Source organism: Pseudomonas sp. MIACH (assembly GCF_001269925.1).
Lineage (GTDB): Bacteria > Pseudomonadota > Gammaproteobacteria > Pseudomonadales > Pseudomonadaceae > Aquipseudomonas.
Genome location: NZ_LHVO01000017.1, coordinates 25,478 through 49,769 on the forward strand (window position 1 = coordinate 25,478; position 24,292 = coordinate 49,769).

Consider the following 24,292-nt stretch of genomic DNA (forward strand, 5'->3'; position numbering starts at 1 on the left):
GGGAGGGGGCTTGCTCCCGATAGCAGTGTGTCAGTCAACAAATAGAGTGACTGACACTTCGCTATCGGGAGCAAGCCCCCTCCCACATTTGTCTTGCAGTGGCTTTTAGAAGTGATACTTGACCAGGAAGCTCGCCGTGTCCTGGGTCGTCTTGAACGCGCCGGAGTCTTCGATCCCGTACTTGTTCTTCCAGTAGTCGTATTCAAAACCCACATACAGCTGCTTGTCGCCCCAATGCAGCGCCTTGCCCAAGTCGTATTTGACCTGCGGGTTGAAGTGCAGGTTGGCGTGGTAAGTGCCACGGGCGTTCTTGTCGTTGTCCACTACCCAATCCATAAAGCCGTCGATCAGGATGTCGGAGTTGCCCACGGGAAGGGTGTACGCCCACACCGGAGTGATCTGCCAGACGCCATCACCCGGGCGATTGCCTTCGGTCTGGCGCTGGTAGAAGTTCAGCTGGAAGTAGTCAAAGCCAGGGACGTTCAGGTCAAAGCCCGGGCCCAGCAGGTACGACTCGTTATCGCCTTCGCCAAACTCATACGTGAAGGCCAGCAATACGTCCTTGATCGGGCCGAAGGACAGGTCCTGGTCGAAAATCTTACCGAACGACAGTCGCGGGCTGATCTCACCGTAATACGTGTTTGGGCCGACGTTGCCGTCTTCCTTGCCGTTGTAAAAGATGCGGTCGACGAAGACGAAGTTGTCGCCGTACTTCCAGGCATCGGCATGTTCGAACGTGACGGTTTGCTGGATCTGTGGGTTGACGGTAAAGCTCTTGCCCCACAGATACGTCAGGCTGTTGTTCTGCCACTGCAACAAGTCACCCGCCACGGCCTGGCCGCCAGCCAGCAGGGATCCCGCCAGCATCAGGCCTTTGAACATAGGTTTCATTCGGTTGCTCCCGAGTTAAAGTTTTATGGTTTTTCTAAGTAGGCGCTCTGGTATGGCGCCTTTGGGTTATTGCAAAAGTGGTCTAAATGGTCAGCTTTATTGCTACAGCAAGAGCCGCGCCAAGGCGGTAAAGAACCGTCGATTCAAGCGGGCGCGGAGAATACTGGCTCCCACGTCAGGGCTCAAGTGCGCCGTTACAGCGCGCACAGGGCGACAATGGGGCATGCGTCAGGTGTGGGCGGGGTCGACTGCGGGGCGTTCAGCGCCGCCAAGAATGTTGAACAGGATATTCAGCGACAGCGCACTGAGGGTGGCCATGGCGATGCCGCTGTGGGTGATCGGGCTCATCCACAGTGGCAACTGTGCGAAGAACTCCGGGCGCACCACGGGAATCAGGCCCATGCCGATGCTCACCGCCACCAGCAACTGGTTGCGACGATCAGCGATGTCGGCCTCCTGGAGGATCTTGATGCCGGTGGCCGCCACCATGCCGAACATGGCAATCGCCGCTCCGCCGAGCACCGCCGGGGGAATCGACGCCACCAGATACGCGGCCTTGGGCAACAGGCTGAGCACAATCAGAAAGGCGCCCGCCATGATCGTCACCGAGCGGCAACGCACGCCGGTCATTTGCACCAGGCCGATATTCTGCGCGAAGGAAGAGTGGGTGAAGGTGTTGAAGAAGCCGGCGAAGAACGACGCGCCGGCATCACACAGCAGGCCACGGCGCAGCATCTTCGGCGTGACCTCCTGATCAGTGATCTTGCCCAGCGCAAGGAACATCCCGGTGGATTCGACAAAGATGATCACCACCACCAGGCACATCGACAGGATCGGCGCCAACTCGAATTTGGGCATGCCGAAATGCAGTGGCGTCACCACTTGCACCCACGGCGCCTGCGCCAGGCCGCTGAGGTCGACCATGCCGAGGATGCCGCACAAGGCGTAACCCAGGCCCATGCCGATCAGCACCGAGATATTCACCCAGAAACCGCGCATGAAGCGGTTGATCAGCAGGATGGTGGCCAGTACCAGGGCGGCAATTGCCAGGTAAATCGGTGAGCCGAAGGTGGCCGCCGCGCTGCCGCCACCGGCCCAATTCACGGCCACCGGAAACAGCGACAGGCCAATCGCGGTGATCACCGTGCCGGTTACCAGCGGCGGAAAGAAACGCACGACCTTGGACATGAACGGCGCGATCAGCATGCCGAAGAACCCCGCGGCAATGGTGGCGCCGAAGATCCCCTGCAGGCCGATACCGGGCATGCCGGCCATGGCGACCATGCTGCCGACGGCGGCGAAACTGGCGCCCATCATCACCGGCATACGGATGCCCACCGGGCCGATGCCGAACGACTGCACCAGGGTGGCGATGCCGGCTACCAGCAGGTCGGCGTTGATCAGAAAGGCGATTTCTTCACGGCTCAGGCCGGCGGCCTGGCCAATGATCAGAGGTACGGCGACGGCGCCGCCGTACATCAGCAAGACGTGTTGCAGGCCTACCAGAATCAGTTGCAAGAGGGGCAGCCGCACCATGGCGGGCGCGGCAGGAATCTGCGGTTCGACTAACTCGGTCATGCAACACCTCGGATCTTTTTTATTGTTGTGTTGTGTGGAACGCAATCTCTAAATCACTGCAGTCCCCTGTGGGAGGGGGGCTTGCCCTCCCACATTGGAACTATGTGAATCTGTTAGTTGGTACGCGCCCCCTGGTTGATCCAAGTGCCAATCAAATCCCGCTCCTGCTGGGTCATCTGGGTGATGTTGCCCAGCGGCATGATCTGGCTCGCCACCGCCTGCGCCTGGATACGCGCCGCCTGTTGCTGGATCTGCGCCGGGGTATCGAACATCACCCCGGCCGGCGCGGTGCTGAACAACGGGCTGGTGGGCTTGGCCGAATGGCACACGGCGCAGCGTTCCTGGATCACCCCGTGGACCTTGTCGAAATCAATCGTCGCCTGGGCGGGCGCAGGTGCGGCAGCAGGTTCGGTCGCCGCAGGCGCGGCAGGTTTCAAGCCACCGCCCAATGCGGTTTCCGGCAACGGTTGGTACTCGATGGCCGCAGGTGCCTTGGCAATCGGTTCGGCCGGCTTGGGCCCGGTCACATACGCCAGGCAAATCATGGCCAACGCACCCACCGGCAAGGTCCACGCATACTTCTGGCTGTTATGCCGAGTGTTGAAGTAGTGCCGTACCAACACCGCCGCCACCGCGATCCCGGCCAGGATCAGCCAGTTGTATTGGCTGCCGTAGGTGCTCGGGAAGTGGTTGCTGATCATGATGAACAGCACGGGCAGGGTGAAGTAGTTGTTGTGCCGTGAACGCAGCAGCCCCTTGGCCGGCAGTGCCGGGTCAGGCGTGCGGTTCTCTGCGATCGCCGCCACCAGCGCGCGCTGCGCCGGCATGATGATGCGGAACACGTTACCGACCATGATGGTGCCAATCACTGCGCCTACATGCAGGTACGCACCCCGGCCGCTGAACACTTTGCTGAAGCCGTACGCGGCGGCAATCAACAGCACGAACAGGATCAAGCCGAGCAGGGCAGGGCGTTTGCCCAGGGCCGAGTCGCAGAGGAAGGAGTAGATGAACCAACCGGCGAACAGTGAGCCGATGCCCAGCAATACGCCTTCGCTGCCGCTGAGGCTGCTGCCAGGGGCGAGCAGGTACAGCGTCGGGTTGAGGTAGAACACCACGCACAGCAGCGCGACGCCCGACATCCAGGTGAAGTAGGCTTCCCATTTGAACCAGTGCAGGTTGTCCGGCATGGTCGGCGGGGCCAGTTTGTATTTTTCCAGGTGGTAGATACCGCCACCGTGGATCGCCCACAAGTCACCGGACAGGCCGTCCTTGGGGTTGACGCGGTTGAGGTTGTTTTCCAGCCAGACGAAGTAGAACGAAGCGCCGATCCAGGCGACGCCAGTGATCATGTGAACCCAGCGCACGCTGAGGTTCAGCCATTCCAACAGATGTGCTTCCACAGTCTTTACCTCTCGCCTGTCACCCTTGTTGTCGGGTGATCCGGCCTTCTCTTATTGGTGGGGGGCGAGGATCAACCGCTCATCCTCTTTGAAAAAATGCTCATCGCAGTTATTGCCTGTGCCACTGCGATCAACCACCAGGAAGTCATCCCGCTTTTCGATCGTCAGCACCGGGTGGTGCCAGACGCCGCGATGGTAATTAATGCCCTGCCTGCCGTTGGTGACGAAGGCGCGGACCAAGCCTGATACAGGTGCATCGCCAAGTGGCGCGACCACGATCAGAAAGGGGTTGCCGAGCAGCGGAATGAAGGCCTGGCTGCCCAGCGGGTGTCTCTCCAGCATGCACACGGTCAGCGGCATATCCAGCGCGTCGGCGCGGAAGATGCTGATGATCGCGTTGTCTTCAGGCTGTGCGGTTTCTACCGTTGCCAGCTTGTGAAAGCGCATGGTCGACCCGTTGTTGATCATGAAGTGATCGCTGCCATCGGTTTCGATAACGTCTCCGAAAGGGGCGAAGGCTTCTTTGGTCAGGGGTTCGATCATCAGTGTGCGCATGGCTGTCTCTTATCCGAATTCTGTGTTGTGTCATTCAGTTCCTGTGGCGAGCGGGGCAAGCCCACTCGCCACAGGGGTTCACTGCTTACTTCGAAACTTTACCCAGTACGCGCAGGCGGCTCACACCGCCATCCGGGAACACGTTCAGGCGGATGTGGGTGATCGGGCCCAGTGCCTTGATCTGCTCGGCGAAGGTGTGTTCGGCGTGCATTTCCAGTTTCTGCGCCGGCAGCAGCTCGCGCCAGAACAGCGACTGGGTTTCGATCTGGCTGTCGGTGCCGCCCTTCACGAAGGCGCCCTGGATCGAGCAGGTGTCCGGGTAGTTGCCCTTGAAGTGCAGGGTGTCGACGATGATTTTCTCGATTTCGCCGGGGTGGCCCAGGGCGACGATCACCCAGTCATTGCCTGGCGTGCGACGGCGGGCGGTTTCCCAGCCATCGCCCATGTTGACGCCACGGCCTGGGTTGAGAATGTTGCTCATGCGGCCGAAGTGCTCGTCGGAACACGCCAGTGCGCGACCGCCGTTCAAGGCTGCGGCGAGGTCGATCTGTTCGTTGTCGCCCACCGAAGACCAATCGCGGAACGGCACGCCGTACACACGCAGACGCGCCACGCCGCCATCCGGGTAGATGTTGAAACGCAGGTGGCTGAACGCCTGGTCGTTGCTGATCTCGTGGTAGTGGTGGCTGTTGCCTTGCAACTCGACGGCCGACAGGACTTCTACCCACTGGGTGTTGTCGTCAGGCTCGCCCGAGGCCAGGAAGCAGGCTTCCAGGGACGCCGACGGCGGGTAGTTGCCGGTGAAGAATGAGGTGTCGATGTCCACGCCCTTGATCGAACCCGGTACGCCCAGGCGGATCACGGCGCTGTCGTAGCCTTCGAAGCGCTTGCGGCGTGACTCCCAGCCGTCCATCCACTTGCCGTTGTCATCGAAAACGCCCTCCTTCCACACGGCCGGGGTCGGCTGGAACAGGCGGTTGGCGTCTGCGAACCAGTCATCCGTCACGGAGATGATCTTGGTGCCCAGGCGAGCGTCGGCCAGGTTGACGAACTTCTCGAAAGGTACGGCGTAAGCTTTCATTCTTCTTGTCTGCCTTAAATAGAGTGGCTGGGGATGGTCGTTTAGAGGGTCAGTAAACGGAACAACGCGATCTTGTTGATCTCGGCCAGTGCGCATTTGAACTCAGCGTCTACCGAGTTGTGAATGCGCGTTTCGAACGCGGCCAGGATCTGATGCCGGTTGCTGCCTTTTACCGCCATGATGAAGGGAAACTTGAACTTGGCCTTGTAGGCATCGTTCAGCTCGGTGAAGCGTGAGAACTCTTCGGCCGTGCATTGGTGAATCCCCGCGCCAGCTTGCTCATCGGTGCTGGCTTGGGTGAGTTGGCCCTGGACGGCCGCTTTGCCGGCCAGGTCCGGGTGAGCGTTGATCAGGGCCAGTTGGCTTTGATGATCAGCACTCAACAGGATGTCGCTCATGCGCTGGTGCAGGGTTTCGATCTGGTCGATCGAGGCGTCCTGGCCCAGGTCGAAGGCCTTTTCGGCCACCCATGGCGAGTGTTCGTAGATGTCGGCGAAGGCGTGGACGAAAGCGTCACGGCTCAAGGTCGAGGGTTTCAGCGTCTGGAAGGTGCTCATTTGGCCGCTCCCGGGAACGGGTGGGTGGCGTGCCAGTGGCGGGCAATGTCGACGCGGCGGGTGAACCAGACCTGTTCGTGACCCTTGGCGTATTCGATAAAGCGCTTCAGCGCGGCCAGGCGCGCCGGACGGCCGATCAGGCGGCAGTGCAGGCCGATGGACAACATCTTCGGAGCCTCGGCGCCTTCGGCATACAGCACGTCGAACGCGTCCTTGAGGTACTCGAAAAAGTCATCGCCCTTGTTGAAGCCCTGCACCTGGGTGAAGCGCATGTCGTTGGTGTCCAGGGTGTAGGGGATCACCAGGTGCGGCTTGCCGTTGGGGGTGTTGGGTTCCCAGTAGGGCAGGTCGTCGTCGTAGGTGTCGCAGTCGTAGAGGAAGCCGCCTTCCTCCATCACCAGCCGCCGCGTGTTCGGGCCGGTGCGCCCGGTGTACCAGCCCAACGGGCGTTCGCCGGTCAGTTCGGTGAGGATGCGGATAGCTTCGAGCATGTGCTCGCGCTCCTGAGCCTCTTCCATGTATTGGTAGTCGATCCAGCGGTAGCCGTGGCTGCAGATCTCGTGGCCGGCTTCGACCATGGCGCGGATCACATCCGGGTGGCGCTGGGCTGCCATGGCCACGGCGAAGATGGTCAGCGGAATGTCGAATTGCTTGAACAGCTTGAGGATGCGCCACACGCCGGCACGGCTGCCGTATTCGTACAGCGACTCCATGCTCATGTTGCGCTCGCCTTGCAGTGGCTGGGCCGAGACCATTTCCGAGAGGAAGGCCTCGGACTCTTTGTCGCCGTGCAAAATGTTGCGCTCGCCGCCTTCTTCGTAGTTGAGTACGAACGACAGCGCGATGCGCGCCTTGCCCGGCCAATGGGGGTGAGGAGGGTTACTGCCGTAACCGATCAGGTCGCGTGGGTAGTCAGCGCTCACTGCAGTCTTCCTTCTTGTTCGTGGTAGCAAGTGTGTGGCGGCCAGCGGAAAGACTGGGTGGCGTCACAGCGATGGGCTGATTGTATACAACTTGATGGTCGCTTTGTAAGCCTGTATTTCCGCATTTTTTCTACGCGGATGCCGTTGCTTAGCATTGCAAGAAACTTGCCCAGTTGGTCAGTAAACGGACAAAAGGTCTTTTAAAAGCAAGGCTTGCTGAGAAATCGCGCTGAGGATCGAGGTACGCTAGGGTGTGCAAAACTTTGTGATTTTTATTGTGTACAATTTTTATTAAAAGTGTCTTAATCGTTGCGTCCACGGCTTTTTCGCGCCCCGTAAAGGTGCAGCCTATTTCACTTCATGCAAGGGAGCCCCGCCCCATGGGACGACTGACCACACACGTACTGGACGCCGCCCACGGCTGCCCCGGCAGCGCCATCCAGGTTGAGCTGTACCGCGTCGAAGGCGCACAGCTTGAGCTTGTGAGCACCGCCGTGACCAACAGCGACGGCCGCTGTGACGCTCCGCTGTTGCAAGGCGATGACTACCGCAGCGGCGTGTACCAGTTGCAATTCAGCGCCGGCGACTACTACCGCGCCCGTGGCGTGCAATTGCCGGAGCCGGCCTTCCTCGACGTCGTGGTGCTGCGCTTTGGCATCAGTGCCGAACAGGATCACTACCACGTGCCTCTGCTGATTTCGCCTTACAGCTACTCCACTTATCGCGGTAGCTGAGTCGTCACCTCGCTTCACACCCCCAAAGCTCTTCGTTGGTTTTTTGCCCGCCCACACTGCGGGCTTTTTTTTGCCCGGGGCGCGTTCAATTATCTAGCGCCTTGTGAGGGCATGTGCTGCATAGGCTAGGTGTTTTCCTCGACGCAGATACCGCCGTGACCTTACCTGACGATTCCGATGTGCCTGACGACGATGTATGGCAGGCGATGCGCACTGAACTGACGCGGCGGATCAACGCCAGCCCCTATCCCAGTCTGTTGATCAACCGGCTCGCGGCCGCTGATGTGCGCAGTGCAGAGTCTGCCAAATTACGCTCGCGCCTGATCCTGGGAGCGCCCAGGGTCTTGCGGGTAATCCGCGCCGAGTTGCGCAAGGCCTTTGATCTGGACCCGGACAACCTGCTGCTCACCGAACCCAAACCGCCTGCGGCCGCGCAAAAAGTCGAAAGCCTGACCGACCGCACACTGCGCCTGTTGGTGCTGCCTTCGGTGCCGATCAATCTCAACCACTACACCACCCTCAGCCTCAAGGACGATCCCGCGCGCGTTTTACCTTTTACGCCGCTGGAGGCGTGTCAGCGTGTGATTGCGCTGAACCTGTTTGGTCGGCTTGCCCAGGCGTACAGCGACTATTGGCAGGCGCTGGTGCCGGGATCGTGGCTGACGCGCCAGGAGCGCTGGGGCGAGTTGCACCAGCAGGCGTTCGCCGACCAGGCTTTTGTGGCATGGCAACTGGACGAGTTATCGGCTGCCGGGAGGGCCATGGTCCAGGCGCTGGTGGATGCGCCGACGGCGCAGGCGCGGCAACGCGCGGGCGAGCCGTGGGCCAGCCTCCAGGTAAGGCAGTTGATGTGGCCCGGTGTGGGCCCGCGGCTGATGCCAATCCCCGGTGCGTTACATATCTATCGCGCGGATGACCCTGCACAGTCACCGCACGTGATGTACCTGCCAGGTTTGACGCGCAACTATTACGAGTACCCGTCACTCAGCCAACTGCAGTGCGGCCTGGTGGCGCTGGTCAATAGTGCGTTGTTGGATGACCTGTGGCAGTGCCTGCCTTTGCGGCGACGGCATGAGGTGTGTCCGGCGCAAATGACCGCCGCAGCGCAGTGGCAAGGTTCAGCGTTGAGGGGTGATGTGTTTGTGCTCAGCGCCCAAGCGGTGCTGGAGAGCCAATGGGAAAACGAGTTGGCCTGTGCGGTATCGATCAACCTGGCGCAGGTTTTTTCCGCTGCGCGACAGCCTTTAGGGACGGACGCCGGCCGTTTTCTCGCCTACATCGAGCGTGGCCGAAAACACTGGGTGGGCAGACCACGGCTGGGGAGTATTTGCCAGCCATTGCAGGCCTGGGATCAGCATCGGCGGCGCCACGAGATCATTTTCGCCAGTACGGCGCCGTGGCTGGCGATGGACACTGCGCTGTATCAGGTCAAACGCTATGAAAAAGGTCTGATGAGGCTGCTGAACCCGCAGGATCCTTTGGACGATACCCAAGCCATGCGTGATTTCGTGACGCTGGAAGCGCAACTCAAGGCCACGGCGGACACCCTGTACGCGCTGTTACAGGGTGCGCAACTGCAGCTGTTCGACGTCGCGTTCTGGAAGGCCAAACCCAGCGGTGAACGCCATCGCCTGGCCTCTGTCATCCAGCTCTGGACCGACTGGTTGCGTGGCGAAATCGAGTTGCAACACCGACTCAAGTTGGTCCGTACGGCCCACCGCGACCTGCTGCTCGAAGTGCTGGGTACGCCGCTGGGCAGCAAGCGGGTGGGCAGCGAGGCCTGTGTGCTGTCAGTGCTGGTGGGGGCCGAAGCCGATGCCGATTATCCGTTGCATAGCCTGTTTGCGGTGACCCGCAACGCGGCGCTCAGCGATCCCGAGCGACGAGAGCCGGTGGTTTTGTGTGCTTTCGGGCGAGAGGGCGGTGTGACGGTATTTGACAGCCTTGGCGCGTTATCCGTGGGGATCAAAACCAGCCTTGGCAGCCGAGATGAATCGATACTGCGACGCTATGTCGAGCGACAAAAACGCCAGGGCGTGCGTGAGCACACCGCCAACCAAACCCTGGCGGTGCGTTACCAAACCATTGAGGGCAACCCTGTGCTGCTGGCGTTCAAGCGGCTGCTCAAGAGTTACGGCAGCCTGTACAAGGGCCTTGATGGCGGCGCCCGTGTATTCAGTGAAACCGAGGATGTTCCATTGAGCCGCCTGCTGCTGGCGGTCGAACTGGAGCAGCATCTGAATGCACCGGTCAGCGATGCCTTGATCCAGGCACGGGTGAATTTGGATCTGGTGCGCAAAGCCGCGAGCGCGAAGAAAAAACTGCCAACCTGGCTGACCGAGTCCAGCGTGGCCCAGCGCAAACGCTTCAAGCACCTGCTGCGTCACTCCCTGGGCAGCGTGCTGGCGTTTGAGGAACACCTTAAACAGCGGTTACCGGCTCTGCACACCTATGCCCGTGAGTTGTTGATTGCGCGGTTACGCGAGGACGATCTGTACCCGCAACTGGACATCGACACACCGTTTATCGAAATGCCCGACCACGTCGACAGCCAGGTTTGTGGTTGGGAAAGCAGCTGTACGGTGGGTGATCGCAAGGAAGTCCTGACGCCAAGCGCTGAGCGTTCGCGGTTCAGCCTGCTGCAATTGGCGCTGCATAACCTCGACCCGCAGATGATGCCCACGTGGTGGCGTTTCCGGTATGCCCAGTACCTGAAACCGGCGTGGAAGCAGCAACTCAGCGCGGACTACTTGATTAATATGGTGTTCTCGCTGGATATCGGCGGGCGTTATGCGGCATTGATCGACCGTGTGTTTTATTCCCCAGGTACCGACACGCGTGTGCCTCAACTTTTGAGGCGCGTCTTGCTGGCAGGTGCCGACGCCGATCTGTATTCGGCGGTTCGACGCGGATTTACGCTGGATGCGCAGCGCTTTTTCAATACCGCCATGAAGGCACGCGTTCCTCAGGACTTGCTGGCGCACGGCGATCAATTGCAACTGTGCATCGTGCATCTGGTGGGCCATACCCTGCAGCATGACCGTTACTTCGCCGGCATCCTGGTGATTCATGACCGGCTTTCCGAACGCTGCGTGGTTTACTGGCCCGCCGCGCCGGATGCCATGAGCCTCAGTGAGCATGCCAATCTGCAAGCGGCCCAGGAACACCTGAACCGTCACTGGGCATCGCCCGATAACGTCACCGCACTGGCGCGGCACATCGCACCCGGCTGGGCGTTTGAAGCCATCAACCCACATCCGGGGCAAACACACGGGGCGTTGTTCGATCCGGCCGATTTGCGCCCTGATCGCGCCCTGTTGAAGGGGCTCTGGCACAGTGCCGAGTTTGTTCGATCGTTCTCTGTCAAACACCTGGTGCCCACTGCGCTTGTCGAGGACATTGAAAAACAGATCCTCGAGCAGATAGCCAGTGACCCGCTGCATTGGTTGGTGTTGGTACCTACCTCACACAGTGATGCCAGGGCGTTGTTATACCGGGCACGGGCGACTGATCTGCACCGTCAGGCACAGGCCGGCAGTCGGTCGAGCAAGAGTCTGGAGAAGTACCGCGAGCAGCGCCTGGAGGCCGAGGCGGATAGCCGGGCGCGAGCCTTGCTGTCGATTGTCTCGCCGTTTTTTGGCTTGGGTAACCAACTGTATGAGCTGCTGCTGACCGCGCGGCACTATCACCGCACGCGTGATCCTCTGGTCGCGGTGGACGTGGCATTTGGCACGGTGCTTTTGGCGATAGACCTGTTGCTGTTTTTTTTGCCGGGCCCAAAGGCGAAGCCGGGGGCTATGGTCCGCCCTAAGGTGCCGTCGATAGGTGCAGGCCTGGGTCGCATCCATCGCTCAACCCTCGCGCAGTTTGGTTGGCCTCTCAACGTGCCCCAGTCGTCTTCTGCGGTCACGCGGCTCAAGCCCCTGGAACGGTTTCGTACCCCGGGCAGGCCGCAAAACGCTGTTGGGTTGCAGGGGCCTGGAGAAAAAGGCCTGTACGTTCGGCGCGGCGAGCACTTCTTAGGGGACGAAACGCATCATTACCCGATTTACCGCCGTGAGGGCGAAGACTTTTTCCGCCTGAAAAACCACGACGCGCCGGGAGCGGATGAGCTGATCCTGACGATTTACTCGCCCAAGGAATGGCTGCTGGGGGCGGATGCGCCCGTGGCCGGTCCGAGTTCCGGGGTACTCAGCCCGTGGCGAGCACCGGACCAGTCGCCGAGCTGGCGGCCTCCCAGTGTGCGCATCGCCACGCACAACCGGATTCGCCAGTCATCCGCACCGGCCAATCACTGGTTCAGCTGGCGTACACCGGCTCCCGACGCGCAGTCGTTGAACGCTTCGGCTTCAGGCGTATTCCATGTGCCGGTGGAACCTCCAGGATTTGCCTATGACGTCATTTACGTGGGCCGCCGGTATGACACGCCCACGCAATCGGGGGCGGGTTATTACAGGGTGCTCCACCAGGGTGAGCACGCGCCGCTGAGCGAAATCGTGTTTATCGGCAAGCATGAGCCACTGGTTTCAAAGGTCAGCGTGGATATTGAACGATGGACAACCACGGCACTGGGTGAACAACCGCTTCCGGCGACGCGTACCGCGACGGGTGAGTGGCAACTTCATTCCCCTTTGTTCACGGGGCCGCCGGAGTCCGAGGTCGGCAGGGCGTTTCCAGGGCTGACGAGTAAAAGCCGCAAGTTTGCAGTGGCCCGGGTGCTTGAGCTGTCGGACTCCTCGCGCTCTGCAACGGCCAGCCATTTGCTCAACCTGCGTGCGACGCTGGACGATTGGTTGACGCTAAATCCCCTGAGGCCAGGTCAGACGGATGATTTGCTGAGGATGCTACGGCCGTTGCAAAGGAAGCCGACGTCAGTGTTCATTGGTTACGAAGGCAAGACCCCAGGTTTCACGCGTGTCGACTTCAGGCCCTCCGTAGCGTTGGATGCGCGGCTCCGGTCCGGTGGTATGTCGTTGGCAGTTGAGCGAAAAACCGCGCAACGCGCGGCCGTCAGGTCAGTGCTTGAGCAGCAGGGGTTCAGTCTTCACGAGTGGCAGATAAGGCGAGGCCATGTTCAGATGCATGAACTGGTGGCGACTCATCCACGTTCAAACCAGGTGTATTACATGACCTATCAGTGGCTTGAGCGAGGTAGCGTTCAATTGAATATGAGGCTGACTGATTCCTGGCTGAATACGGCTATCAACGCCTACCGGGACTCAGTCTTGGCCGCCACGGTCCGAAGCGCCATGGTCGAACAGCGCCTCGTTCCGATCGTCACAGGCATTCAATGGCCTAGCTTGGGGAATCTGCCTCCAACGGTTTATTTCGTCAGAGTGACGCCACTCTAGCCTTGACCAGCGAGGCCACACCGGCGCTGCCGAACAGGGCAGCGCTGACGCGGTTGAACCAGCTTTGACCGCTGCCACTGCGCAGGTACCGCGCAGCGCCATGGGCGCCCAGGCCGTAGGCCAGCTTGCAGAGCAGGTCGAGCAGGGTCCAGGTGGCGATCATGATCAGCAATTGCGGCAGGAAGGGTTGCTGGCTGCTCAGAAACTGCGGCAAAAAGGCGGCGAAAAACAGGATGTCCTTGGGGTTGCTGGCCCCCAGCACAAAAGCGCGCCCGAACAGCGCGCGAAAGCGCGGCACCGGCGCAGCCTGCGGCACTGTCGCCCCCTGGGATGGCTGGCGTGACTGCTGCCAGCTCTGCCAGGCGAGGTAGAACAGGTACAGCGCGCCGACAATCTTCAGGGCGCTGAAGAGTTTTTCCGACGCGAGCAGCAATGCGCCCAGGCCCAGGGCCGACGCGCTCAACAGGCAGATCGAGGCAATCACCCCACCGAGAAATGCCGGGTACGAGCGGCGCAGGCCGTAGTTCAGGCTGTTGCTGATCATCAGCAACGACAGCGGCCCCGGGATCAGGATCACCACCAGCGCAGCGCCGCTGAACAGCAGCCAGGTTTCCAGACTCATTGCATGCTCCTTTTTTACAGAAAGACGAACTTAGCGATAAAAATTGCGCACAGCACCCACAGGCTTACGGAAATCTCGCGGTACTTGCCGGTGCCCGCCTTGAGCGCCACATACGTGATAAAGCCCAGGGCGATGCCGTCGGCGACCGAGAAGGTCAGGGGCATCATGATTGCGGTCACGATGGCCGGAATGCTGTCGGTGGCCTCATCCCAATTGATATGGGCCATGCTTGCCATCATCAGCATCGCCACATAGATCAGCGCGCCTGCGGTGGCATAGGCCGGGATCATGCCCGCCAGCGGCGCGAAAAACATGGCTGCCACAAACAACACGCCGACCGTTACCGCCGTCAACCCGGTACGGCCACCTGCGGCAACACCGGCCGCGCTTTCCACGTAGCTGGTCACCGGCGGCACGCCGACCATGGCACCGAACACACTCGACGCGCTGTCGGCCTTCAGGGCGCGGGACAGGTTATCGATCTTGCCGTCGGCATTCACGAGCCCGGCGCGCTGCGCAACGCCCATCAGTGTACCGGCGGTATCGAACATGTGCACAAAAAGAAAGGCAAATACCACGCTGATCATGCTGACATTGAATACACCTTTTATGTCCATGGCCATCCAGGTCGGTGCCAGGCTCGGAGGTGTGGAGAGAATACCGTTGTAGTGCACCAGGTCGAGGGACCAGCCGGCCAGCGTCACGGCGATGATGCTGATGAGGATCGCGCCGAACACCCGGTGGTAGCTGAGGATCGCGATCAGCAGGAAACACACTGCCGCCAGCAGCGGCGCCGGCTCGTGCAGCGAGCCGAGCTTGATCAGCGTGGCGGGGCTGTCGACGATGATGCCGGCGGTCTTCAGGCCGATCACCCCGAGGAACAACCCGACGCCGGCGCCCATGGCGTGGCGCAGGCTTACCGGAATGCTGTTGAGCAGCCATTCGCGCACCCGGGAGAGTGTCAGGCCCATGAACAGCACGCCGGAAATAAACACCGCACCCAGCGCGGTTTCCCAGTGGTAGCCCATGGTGCCGACCACGGTGTAGGTGAAAAACGCATTCAGGCCCATGCCCGGTGCGAGGCCCACCGGCCAGTTGGCGTACAGGCCCATCAACAGGCACCCCAGCGCAGCGGCGATGCAGGTGGCGACGAACGCCGCACCGTGATCGATGCCGGCGTCCGCCATGATGTTGGGGTTGACGAAGATGATGTAGGCCATGGTGATGAAGGTGGTGAGCCCGGCGATCAGCTCGGTCTTCACTGTGGTGCCATGCAAGCGCAGTTTGAACAGGCGTTCGAGCCAGCCGTTCTGTGAGGGGGCAAGGTCCAGCGTCGGGGCTTCGGATTTGCGGCTATCCACAGCGAGTACTCCTCAAGCATTTTATTGTTATGTCCAGCGCGGTGCGCTGTGAGGTACCGGCGGGGTTTGTTGACCAATAGGTCAGAAACTCGCACGAAGCGAATTATGCTTTTGTATACAAAGAAAGCAAATAATGTTTTCTATTTTCTGTGTGAAAAGGATGAAAGGCAGCGCTCACTCGCCACCGGGGGATCAAGGCTGGCCGGCAAGTGCCTGATTCACCGCGAGCCAGCCCGTCACCGCTTCTTCCCCTGCTTCGGCGAAGGCGCGCTGCAACAACTTCACCTGTTCACGGCGCAGCGACTGCTCGAAACGCAGGCCTTCCTCGGTCAACTCCAGCAGGCGTTTGCGCTTGTCGGTCTCCGACGCAACGCTGTCCACCAGGTGCATTTCCTGTAATTGGCGCAGCGGCATGTTCAGCGCCTGCTTGCTCACACCGAGCAATTCCAGCAGTTCCTTGACGCTCAACGCCGGGTAGCGCGCGATAAAAAACACGATGCGCTGGTGCACCCGGCTCAGGCCACGGCGTTCAAGCATTTCATCGGCTTTGGCAGTGAACGCCTGGTAGCCGAAGAAGAACGCTTCCATGGCTTGTTGCTGGCTGCTTTGGTTTTTAAGGTCAAGCATGTTGACGTATCCGCTCAAGCTGTCGTAATTTCGGTCAACCAGTTTGACGTATTTCCCACAGGCTTCGCTAGCGGTGACCTTATGGCCTTCTCTGAACGTGTTACGCGCCTCAAAAGCTCCTTGATCCGTGAAATCCTCGCCGCAGCCCAGCGCCCGGAAGTGATGTCGTTCGCCGGTGGCCTGCCGGCCGAGGCCATGCTGCCCGCGCTGGACTGGGATGACATGCCGCTCAACATCGGCCAATACGGCATGAGCGAAGGCGAGCCGCAGTTGCGCGAACTGCTGGCCGCCGAAGCGCGTGCGTTGGGTGTGCCGTGCCAGGCCAGCCAGGTGCTGGTGGTCAGCGGTTCCCAGCAAACCCTGGACCTGGCGGCCAAGCTGTATATCGACAAGGGCACCAAGATCCTGCTGGAAGGCCCGACCTACCTGGCCGCGCTGCAGATCTTCCAGTTGTTCGGCGCCGATTGCCTCACGGTGCAATTGGAGGCAGACGGCCCCAATCTCGCCAGCCTGCGCGCCAATCTCGAGCGCCATCGCCCGGCATTCATCTACCTGATCCCGACGTTCCAGAACCCTTCGGCCGTGCGCTACAGCGAGGCCAAGCGCGAGGCTGTCGCGGCGTTGCTCGATGAGTTCGGCGTGACCCTGATCGAAGACGAACCCTACCGTGAGCTGACCTTCGACGGCGGCAGTGCGCAGCCCATCGTCGGCCGCTTGAAAAAAGCCAGCTGGATCTACACCGGCACGGTCTCCAAGACCCTGCTGCCCGGCCTGCGCGTGGGTTACCTGATTGCCAGCCCCGACCTGTTCCCGCACTTGCTCAAGCTCAAGCAATCGGCGGACCTGCACACCAATCGCGTCGGCCAGTGGCAGGCCATGCAGTGGATCGGCACGCAGAAATACCAGCAGCACCTGGTGGAACTGCGCAGTTTCTACCGCGAGCGCCGTGACGCGTTCCAGGCTGCATTACAACGCCACTTCAGCGAACTGGCCGACTGGCAAGTGCCCCAGGGCGGATTATTCTTCTGGCTGACCTTGAAACAGCCGCTCGATACCCGCACCTTGTTGGCTCCTGCGCTCGATCAGGACGTCGCGTTCATGCCCGGTGAACCGTTCTTTTCCGAGCCGGACCAGCACTTAGGCTCACTGCGGCTCAATTTCAGCCATATCGACCCGGCCCGCCTGGACGAAGGGCTCAAACGCCTGGCCGCGGTGGTCCGTCAAGCACAGCACGCGCAAGCGGCATAAGGGGAGCCCCATGTACAAGGTTTATGGCGATTACAAGTCGGGCAACTGCTACAAGGTCAAATTGATGCTCAACCTGCTGGGCATCCCGTATCAATGGGTGGATATCGACATCCTCAACGGCGATACCGAGACCCCTGAATTCCTGGCCAAGAACCCCAACGGCAAGATCCCGGTGCTGGAGCTGGAAGACGGCACCTGCCTGTGGGAGTCCAACGCGATCCTCAACTTCCTTGCCGATGGCAGCGAGTTTCTGCCCACCGAGCCGCGCCTGCGCACCCAAGTGCTGCAGTGGCAGTTCTTCGAACAGTACAGCCATGAGCCGTATATTGCGGTGGCGCGGTTTATCCAGTTTTACCTGGGGCTGCCGCAAGAGCGCCTGGAGGAATACAAGAAGCTGCACAAGGGCGGTTACAAGGCATTGAAGGTCATGGAACGCCAACTGCAGCTGACGCCGTACCTGGTGGGCGACCAGTTCTCCATCGCGGATGTGGCGCTGTATGCCTACACCCATGTGGCCGGCGAAGGCGGTTTTGACCTGGATGCCTATCCGGGGGTGCAGGCGTGGTTGGCACGGGTGGCCAGCCATCCCAAGCATGTCGCCATGCTGGACTGATCTGCGGGCGCCTGGGGACCGATGATTGCGCTACCCAGGCTGCGGTCGTCGGCACGTTCGTGAGTTATTTAAAATTCCATTTGTGGGACCTGCAAATGGGAAATTAATGCCTTTTCAGCAATTGGAGGCAAAAAGCACACTCCGTTTCTGGGACGATGTGGGTAATTTCTATATGCACTAAAAATTACTCCATGTGGGAACGTATGCTGCCAATTAATTATTTATGTTGGTTGCCGGATCGTATTTCATTAGTCCACTTGAACAGGCTTGAACAGTCCCATGATTTAAAGCCGGGGGCTTGTAAGGTACTTCAACGGTATTACTCTTTATGCTCAGTCGGAATGTCTACCAGAACCCATGCGCACATGCTGCTGGAAACACTCGGCGCGCTACTGGTGGCGAACCCTGATATAAAAAAAGTCAAAGGCTGCCTGGTGTATGCCAAGACACAAACGCATAACACGTTCTTTGATAATCATTGGCTGGAAGAGATTGCACAGGCCTGTGGAATAGGTCATTGGGAAGTATTGAGCGTCAGCTTGAACCATTGTGCGTCTGCCTTATCGGCGATTCATTTATTAAAGAACCGCTTGGTCAAACGCGCTGAGCCCATGCTCCTTCTTACCGGAGAAAAGGCTTTTCACAGTGCTATCAGCCGACTCGACAATGGTGTCATGGCCGAAGTGCCTGCGGCGATGCTGCTCAATGCAGGGCCCGCCCCGTGGGCGGTGACGCATACGGCCGTCCGGCACTTGGCGTCCTTTTATGATAATTACCGGCAGGAACCTGCGGTGCGCCGGCGCGAGTTATATGCGTCGTTGGAGCAGCACTATCAGGATTTTTATCTCCATGCGCTGGATACCTTCAATGTCTCGGCAGACAGTATCGACGCCATCGTTCCAGGCAACCTGGATCTGCCCATGCTGCAACGGGTGGCGGCCAAGCTGAACTTCAAGGGTGTTTTATTCACTCAGCATATTGGCAACTATGGGCATGCTTATTGTTCGGATGTCTTATTTAATTTGTCGGTCTTGTTGGAAACGTTCGCGGGTAAAAGAATTCTCTGCCTTACCATGGGCATGGGCGTCACGCTCTCCTGTGCTTTAATCGAAAAAACACCACACTAACGAGGTTTTACATGTCACATCTTCTCTTGGCGGTTAATGAAGCGCTCAACGATGTTATGGCTGCGGCCGTGTCGGTCAATAGCGACACGGACTTTAACGAAGATCTGGATTTGGATTCGGTATTGTTTGTACAGTTCTTGTTGACGCTCGAAGAAAAAGTCCCAGGCCTGATGTTTGAACCCGATCAAATCAATCAGGATGCCTTTACCACCGTGGGTAAGTTGATCAGTTGGATTGAGCAGCACCTGCAAGTGGAGAGCTCATATGCCTGATGGCCCGTTCAACTCTATCTATCAGCTGTTTGCGGGCCATGAGCCCGCAGAAGCGGTGCGGCTGTTACGCCTTGAACTGACCCCTCAGGCCCGCCGCGCATTCAGCCAGGGCTATCAACTTGTGCCTGGCGACCGAACGCCAGCGCATGTCCAGTCACCGCAGGCGGACAGAGTACTTGCCTCCCTCGGCCTGGATCTTCAGTTCCTGGGCGGGGAGCCGGCGGTCGTCGACGAGGGTACCCGCTTGACGGTCTCTATCGCTGCCCGTCTGGGGTTGCTCACGCGCATGCTGGGCATGAGCTGGACGCATTTGTCCGAGCGGCGCAGCTTTGGTACGAAAACCACTCGCCATCAGTTGATCAAGGCTGAATTCGCGGACCTGAGCAACCAGTGCAGCCTGCTGGTACTGCAGTGGGAAATGCGCATCGCCGCCCAGGACTTCCAGGATGCCGAAGAAGACCATTGGCAGATCACCCAGATGACCAATCGCGCGGAAAAACTCATGGGCGGACATGGCTATCTGCTTGGTGCGACGCACACATTGTCTTACCTCTCGATGATGTTCTACAGCCTGTATGGCAAAACGAATGGCCGTGACGGCCTGCCACGGCGCGAGAGCCTGGGGGAGGCCGTGTGACGACATCACCGGGTATTGCCCTGTCGCAAAGCCAGGGGATGGGACGGGATATCGCGGATCTGCTCAAGCTGGCCTGGCCCATGATTATCGTGGCCGTCGCGGTGTCGTTTTCGCAGAATATCCAGACCGCCATTTTGGGGCACGGCGCCGAGACCACCTCGATTTACTGGCTGTCAATGATCCAGCCGTTCAGCTTCTTGTTCCTGGCGATCCTCGAATGCCTGGCGATCAGTAACCAGGTATTCAGCGCCCGGTCCTTGAACCTCTGGTCAAAACAGAAAGTCTTGACGGCAACGTCGATTCTGGCCGTGCTGGGCATCGTGATTGTCGCCTTGCTCAGCGGCACGATTGCGCTCTCAGCGCCTTGGCTGGAGACGCTGCTGCCCGTGTCCGGCGGCGGCTTTTACCGCGAGGCGCTGCCCCTCTACTTCCTGTCGATGTTGCCGTTCATTCAGTTGGAAATGTGCAACAGCGCGCTGCGAGGGCAGGGCAAGAGTGCCGTGAGCATGCTGCTGGTGATTGCCTATATCGTCCTCAATGCCGGTATTTGCTACACCGGCTACCATGTCTACGGCTTGGGGTTCTATTCCATTATCGTGGCCAATGCCTTGGCGTCCGGCCTGTTGATCCCGGTGGCGATATGGCTGGTATGGCGGGTCGGTCACCAGCAACAGGATGACCGACCGCAGGCGTTCGTACCGCGATTGAAGGGTTTGCTTCAACAGGTTGGCTTGCCGATTTTCGCGTCTTTTATCGTGGTGTTCTTCAGCTCCCTTCTGGTGTTTCCACTGATAGGCACCTTGGGTGAGCAGTATGTCGCCGCGTTCCTGATCATTACCAAGATCAGGATGTTCATTGTTATTCCCGCCGTGGCCTGCGGTTCGGCGCTGGCGATATTGATCAACCAGCGGTTGACCATCAGCAGCGGTGAGGGACTCAAGCGGTTGTTGCACCGCGGGCTGATGTTTATCGGCGGCCTCTATCTTGTGCTCACGGTTGGCGTCTATTTCAGTGAAAAGACACTGATAGGCGTTCTTTCCGGGGATGGGCCGATCCGGGAAGCCAGCAGCCAGATGATGCTGATCTTACTGCCGACATTTTTTCTCACGGCATTCGTGGCGTCTCTGCAGGCATTGCTCGAACAACTGGACCAGGCGCGTCGTGTGCTGATCTTAACGGTGATCATAGAGTTGCTCATGGTGATCGTGCTGTTGGTGGGTTGGGACCGTTTCACAAACCTGAATGCGATCTTGAGCATCATCATCGGGTTCAGTACCCTTTACTTCCTGGCCTTTGCCAATGAGTACTGGCGGCTCGCGAATAAAATCGGGAGCGAGCATGTTCTTTAGTGTTATCTATCCGCTGCTGTTGGTCGTTTCGTTGATCCACCAGAATTACCTTCGCGTGCTGGTGGTGATGCGGCTTCGGCCGACATTGCTGATGAAGGCCAGGGTCCGGCCCACCACGCACTATGTACGCGTCTGCCGTTACATCAGGCTGTTCGACCTGTATTCGTTGGACATGATGTCTTCCTACCTGTCAGCGCTGTATGCCCTGCATCTGTTTGAAAAGACCCGACCGTTGCCCTACAAACCCGCGGAAATGATGTTGCTCAGCCAGTGTCGGCAGGAGAACTTCAGCTGGCGGCATACGTTCGTGAAAATGTTCATTTACCCGCAACCCGAGCAGCACGCCGAGAAAGTCTTACTGCTGCATGGCTGGGACGGGCGAAGCATCATGCTCCGACACCTTGCCCAGCGTTTGCAGGCCAAAGGGTACACCGTCTTCGCGCCAGACCTGCCGGCGCATGGGGTGTCTCCCGGCAAGGGCGTGTCTTTCTACGATCTGTCCAAGGCGGTGCTCGATATCGAGCGGCAATACGGTCCTTTTTCAGTGGTCGTCGGTCATTCGTCCGGCGGCTTGGTGGGCTGCATGGCTGCCTTGCAAGGGCTGCCCCTCAAGCGAATGATCCTGATCAGCAGTCCATGCAGCTTCGGCGAGATGCTCGACAGTTTTGTGCTCAACAACAAAATGCCCAAGCATATTGCGACATCGATGAAACAACTCTACCGACTGCGTTACGGCGTCAACCCCGATAAGATCGGGCCGGAGTTAATCGCAAAGATAAAACAGCCTGTGCTGATAGTGCATGACAAGGGTGACGTGAGTATCGATCTGGCGGATGCCATGGTCCTTAGCCATGTACTGGGCAAAAGCAAACTGATCGTCACCGAAGGCAAAGGGCACAACGGTGCATTGCGCGATGCTGCAGTGTTCGGCCGCATTGCAGCGTTTCTGGACGCGACAGCACAGGAGGATTATGCCGCGATACCTGATCCCGTATTACGCCTGCGCGCCACGTTAAACCTGGGAGCCCAGGCTTCGAAGGGTTAGTGGGTATGCGCCACTCGGCGATACCCACTGTCACATCCTGGCTGTTTCCACCTCCCCTCAAGTACTGATTCCGCGCCTGGCTGATTGATGGGTTATATCGAATTGATATTATTGATCAGCATATTGCGCGAGAAACCAATCCGTTGCATGCCAAAGATAAAGTCATATTCGGACGATTCTTTCTTGGCTTCCTGCCTGACCGACTTCATGACGTACTGTTTGAACTTCAACGGCGTTTCGTTATAGGTCTTACTGAAGCTCCGGGAAAAGTGCGGCAATGAGGAAAAACCACAAGCATAGCTAATGTCGGTCAATGACCAGTCCGGGGCCAGGTGAATAAACTCCTTCGCCAGGGCAAGTCGGACTTTCCACATCCACTTTATGGCCGTTACGTTGTAAAACAGATTGAACATTCGACAAATATCGAATCGGGTTTTGCCACAGATTTTTTCCAGGTCTTCCAACGTGATCTCCTCGGAAATATTTTCCAGGATGTAGTTGATCGCGTTGACCATGCACAGCGCTTTTTCAGTGTGTGCGTGTTTGCCGTAGATCTCAAAATGACGTTTATACAAGTCGTCCATTATTTTTTGAGTGAAGCCGTTTTTTTCAGCATTCGAGATTTTAATTTCCCACATACAGACTCCGTTCTGCAGCGCTCAATGGCGAAGGTTTTTATTATTGGGATCACGTGTTGACTCCTTCATGAATAGGCAATTGCTATGCCAGATTTTCGGCGCTTTCAAGTAGCTGTTTGCTAAGTATTTTTTTTGCCTTTTTCGATTTCGGGAATAGGCAATCCCATTTTCGCAAAGGTTTTATTGTTGTGCTTATTTTGCGTCCCACTATTGGGACAGGCGCGTACGTGGGGTTTCGCTATTGAAATCAGCTAATAAAAGGTATCGGTGTGACTGGCGTTCCGAAAATGAGACGGCCCGCAGCTGAAAGCGGGTAGAGCATTTCATGGATTGGATTTTATTTGTTTTATATCAGTGACTTATGTGATTTTGTTGTTCTGGCATGGAAAGTGCTTTGGCGTATTCAAGTGTTTAATATTGGTAGAGCCATGGATATCTCGATCCCGCAGCCGGGAAATAAACGCATATTGAAGAAGCACAGTAAGGCCATCGCCGGCGGGGTCTTTTTGCTGGTGCTGTTGCTGGTGATCTACAACTACCAGTTCTCCCCTTATCAGGTGGCGCGTAGCAGCGTGACGATTGCCGAAGTCAAGTATGGTGACTTCGCCGTCGAAGTACGTGGCAATGGTGTGCTGTTACCCTTGGATATCAACTGGGTGGCGGCAAACGTCGACGCCAGGGTGGAGCAGGTGGTTTATAAAGCCGGGACGAAAGTCAGCAAGGGAGAGTTGCTGGTTGTCATGAGCAACCCGACGCTTGAACAGCGACTTCAGGAGAACCAATTGGAACTGAATGCGCGCCGCGCGGAAACCGAGGCAAAAAATGCTGAACTGCAAAATAAAGTACTGAATCAAGAGGCGTTGATGTTGGAGGCGAAGAGTCGGCTGCTCAGCTCTACCTTGCGCCTGGCCGCCCAGAAAAAATATATAGCGGCCGTGCCCCGGCTCGAATATGAAACCACGCGCATCCTGACGCAACAGTACACTCAGCAGGTCGGTTTTGAAGAGCGGCGATTAAAGACACTTAAGCTCAGTGTCGAGGCGGATAAAAAGGCCAACTTCATGCGCCTGAATAAAATGGAGTCGCAAGTTGCATTGAGCCAGCAGGAGGTGGATTCACTCAAGGTTAAATCACCGATAGATGGCATCTTGCAGGATGTAAAAGTCCAGGCTGGTCAGCGGGTAACAGTCGGCAGTGATATTGCCCGCCTGGCCAAAGAGAAAGAATTGTATGCCGAACTCAAGGTGCCTGAGTTGCAATCGCGCGATCTCGCGGTCGGGCAGGCCGTCACCATCAACACGGGCCGCAGCCGTTTCGCCGGTGTGCTTTCCAGGGTGGATCCAGCGGTAACCAACGGTACGGTCAAGGTGGATGTAACGTTCAATGAGCCGTTGCCACAGGAGGCGCGGCCCGACCTGAGTGTCGATGGGTTGATCGCCGTGACCAAAATCAATAATTCGCTTTATGTCGAGCGCCCACCGTTCGCGCAGAGTAACTTGCCCTCTATGCTCTACCTGTTGGATGAAAAGAGCCGTTCAGCGACCAAAATGAAAGTCGTGTTCGGGCAAGGTTCTGCGGACTACATCCAGATCACCAGTGGGCTCAAGGCTGGCGACAAAATAATTCTCAGTGATAGCACTGCGTGGCAGGGGGCCGATCAGATTGCAATCGCCAAATGAT

At 58.5% G+C, this 24,292-nt stretch carries 21 protein-coding genes; 10 read left to right on the plus strand and 11 right to left on the minus strand.

Annotation, left to right across the window (positions count from 1 at the left end; translation table 11 throughout):
- Window positions 1-105: 105 nt before the first annotated feature.
- The 7 genes from AD670_RS06005 to puuE all read right to left on the minus strand — a co-directional run bounded on the left by AD670_RS06005 (window position 106) and on the right by puuE (window position 6,988).
- Window positions 106-891 carry an outer membrane protein OmpK gene (locus AD670_RS06005; protein WP_053129235.1) on the minus strand — a complete coding sequence of 262 codons (786 nt, stop codon included), beginning with the start codon at window positions 889-891 and terminating at the stop codon, window positions 106-108.
- Between the two features lie 228 nt (window positions 892-1,119).
- A complete protein-coding gene (locus tag AD670_RS06010) occupies window positions 1,120-2,469 on the minus strand; it encodes a nucleobase:cation symporter-2 family protein (protein ID WP_053129238.1) in 1,350 nt (449 codons plus the stop codon).
- Between the two features lie 113 nt (window positions 2,470-2,582).
- Window positions 2,583-3,872 carry a urate hydroxylase PuuD gene (locus tag AD670_RS06015; protein ID WP_053129242.1) on the minus strand — a complete coding sequence of 430 codons (1,290 nt, stop codon included), beginning with the start codon at window positions 3,870-3,872 and terminating at the stop codon, window positions 2,583-2,585.
- 51 nt (window positions 3,873-3,923) lie between these two features.
- Complete coding sequence (locus tag AD670_RS06020; protein WP_027603915.1) at window positions 3,924-4,427, minus strand: ureidoglycolate lyase; 504 nt, start codon at window positions 4,425-4,427, stop codon at window positions 3,924-3,926.
- 85 nt (window positions 4,428-4,512) lie between these two features.
- Entirely contained in the window at window positions 4,513-5,508 is a 996-nt protein-coding gene (gene alc, locus AD670_RS06025; protein WP_053129245.1) for an allantoicase, read from the minus strand.
- A 41-nt stretch (window positions 5,509-5,549) separates the two neighbouring features.
- Complete coding sequence (uraD, locus tag AD670_RS06030) at window positions 5,550-6,065, minus strand: 2-oxo-4-hydroxy-4-carboxy-5-ureidoimidazoline decarboxylase (RefSeq protein WP_053129249.1); 516 nt, start codon at window positions 6,063-6,065, stop codon at window positions 5,550-5,552.
- Window positions 6,062-6,988 (minus strand): allantoinase PuuE, encoded by a 927-nt coding sequence (puuE, locus tag AD670_RS06035; RefSeq protein WP_053129251.1) that lies wholly within the window; start codon window positions 6,986-6,988, stop codon window positions 6,062-6,064. The genes uraD and puuE overlap by 4 nt, the downstream gene beginning before the upstream one ends.
- 380 nt (window positions 6,989-7,368) lie before the next feature.
- Between puuE and uraH the strand changes: the two genes are divergently transcribed.
- Complete coding sequence (gene uraH / locus AD670_RS06040) at window positions 7,369-7,722, plus strand: hydroxyisourate hydrolase (protein WP_053129253.1); 354 nt, start codon at window positions 7,369-7,371, stop codon at window positions 7,720-7,722.
- Window positions 7,723-7,877: 155 nt separating this feature from the next.
- Window positions 7,878-13,073, plus strand: coding sequence for a dermonecrotic toxin domain-containing protein (locus AD670_RS06045; RefSeq protein WP_082340916.1), 5,196 nt, complete (start codon window positions 7,878-7,880; stop codon window positions 13,071-13,073).
- Here AD670_RS06045 and AD670_RS06050 read toward each other — a convergent pair.
- The 3 genes from AD670_RS06050 to AD670_RS06060 all read right to left on the minus strand — a co-directional run bounded on the left by AD670_RS06050 (window position 13,054) and on the right by AD670_RS06060 (window position 15,683).
- On the minus strand, window positions 13,054-13,695 hold the full coding sequence (locus tag AD670_RS06050; RefSeq protein WP_053129259.1) for a LysE family translocator: 642 nt from the start codon (window positions 13,693-13,695) through the stop codon (window positions 13,054-13,056). The two genes, AD670_RS06045 and AD670_RS06050, sit on opposite strands and share 20 nt — an antisense overlap.
- Window positions 13,696-13,709: 14 nt before the next feature.
- Window positions 13,710-15,056 carry an NCS2 family permease gene (locus AD670_RS06055; protein ID WP_053129263.1) on the minus strand — a complete coding sequence of 449 codons (1,347 nt, stop codon included), beginning with the start codon at window positions 15,054-15,056 and terminating at the stop codon, window positions 13,710-13,712.
- 192 nt (window positions 15,057-15,248) lie between these two features.
- Window positions 15,249-15,683 carry a MarR family winged helix-turn-helix transcriptional regulator gene (locus AD670_RS06060; RefSeq protein ID WP_053129265.1) on the minus strand — a complete coding sequence of 145 codons (435 nt, stop codon included), beginning with the start codon at window positions 15,681-15,683 and terminating at the stop codon, window positions 15,249-15,251.
- Window positions 15,684-15,764: 81 nt separating this feature from the next.
- Between AD670_RS06060 and AD670_RS06065 the strand changes: the two genes are divergently transcribed.
- The 7 genes from AD670_RS06065 to AD670_RS06095 all read left to right on the plus strand — a co-directional run bounded on the left by AD670_RS06065 (window position 15,765) and on the right by AD670_RS06095 (window position 21,974).
- A complete protein-coding gene (locus AD670_RS06065) occupies window positions 15,765-16,931 on the plus strand; it encodes a PLP-dependent aminotransferase family protein (protein WP_053129267.1) in 1,167 nt (388 codons plus the stop codon).
- Between the two features lie 10 nt (window positions 16,932-16,941).
- Window positions 16,942-17,544, plus strand: coding sequence for a glutathione S-transferase family protein (locus tag AD670_RS06070; protein ID WP_053129269.1), 603 nt, complete (start codon window positions 16,942-16,944; stop codon window positions 17,542-17,544).
- Window positions 17,545-17,909: 365 nt separating this feature from the next.
- Window positions 17,910-18,671, plus strand: coding sequence for a 3-oxoacyl-[acyl-carrier-protein] synthase III C-terminal domain-containing protein (locus AD670_RS06075; protein ID WP_256243871.1), 762 nt, complete (start codon window positions 17,910-17,912; stop codon window positions 18,669-18,671).
- An 11-nt stretch (window positions 18,672-18,682) separates the two neighbouring features.
- Window positions 18,683-18,943, plus strand: coding sequence for an acyl carrier protein (locus tag AD670_RS06080; RefSeq protein ID WP_053129275.1), 261 nt, complete (start codon window positions 18,683-18,685; stop codon window positions 18,941-18,943).
- Complete coding sequence (locus AD670_RS06085) at window positions 18,936-19,580, plus strand: hypothetical protein (RefSeq protein ID WP_053129278.1); 645 nt, start codon at window positions 18,936-18,938, stop codon at window positions 19,578-19,580. The genes AD670_RS06080 and AD670_RS06085 overlap by 8 nt, the downstream gene beginning before the upstream one ends.
- Complete coding sequence (locus tag AD670_RS06090; RefSeq protein ID WP_053129280.1) at window positions 19,577-20,929, plus strand: MATE family efflux transporter; 1,353 nt, start codon at window positions 19,577-19,579, stop codon at window positions 20,927-20,929. Before AD670_RS06085 ends, AD670_RS06090 begins: the two co-directional genes overlap by 4 nt.
- Window positions 20,919-21,974, plus strand: coding sequence for an alpha/beta fold hydrolase (locus AD670_RS06095; RefSeq protein WP_053129282.1), 1,056 nt, complete (start codon window positions 20,919-20,921; stop codon window positions 21,972-21,974). The genes AD670_RS06090 and AD670_RS06095 overlap by 11 nt, the downstream gene beginning before the upstream one ends.
- 92 nt (window positions 21,975-22,066) lie before the next feature.
- Here the strand turns inward: AD670_RS06095 and AD670_RS06100 are convergent, their stop codons facing one another.
- Window positions 22,067-22,612 carry a helix-turn-helix transcriptional regulator gene (locus tag AD670_RS06100; RefSeq protein WP_053129284.1) on the minus strand — a complete coding sequence of 182 codons (546 nt, stop codon included), beginning with the start codon at window positions 22,610-22,612 and terminating at the stop codon, window positions 22,067-22,069.
- Between the two features lie 428 nt (window positions 22,613-23,040).
- On the opposite strand from AD670_RS06100, the gene AD670_RS06105 reads away from it, so the two are divergent.
- On the plus strand, window positions 23,041-24,291 hold the full coding sequence (locus tag AD670_RS06105; protein WP_053129287.1) for an efflux RND transporter periplasmic adaptor subunit: 1,251 nt from the start codon (window positions 23,041-23,043) through the stop codon (window positions 24,289-24,291).
- The last annotated feature ends 1 nt before the right edge of the window (window position 24,292 follow it).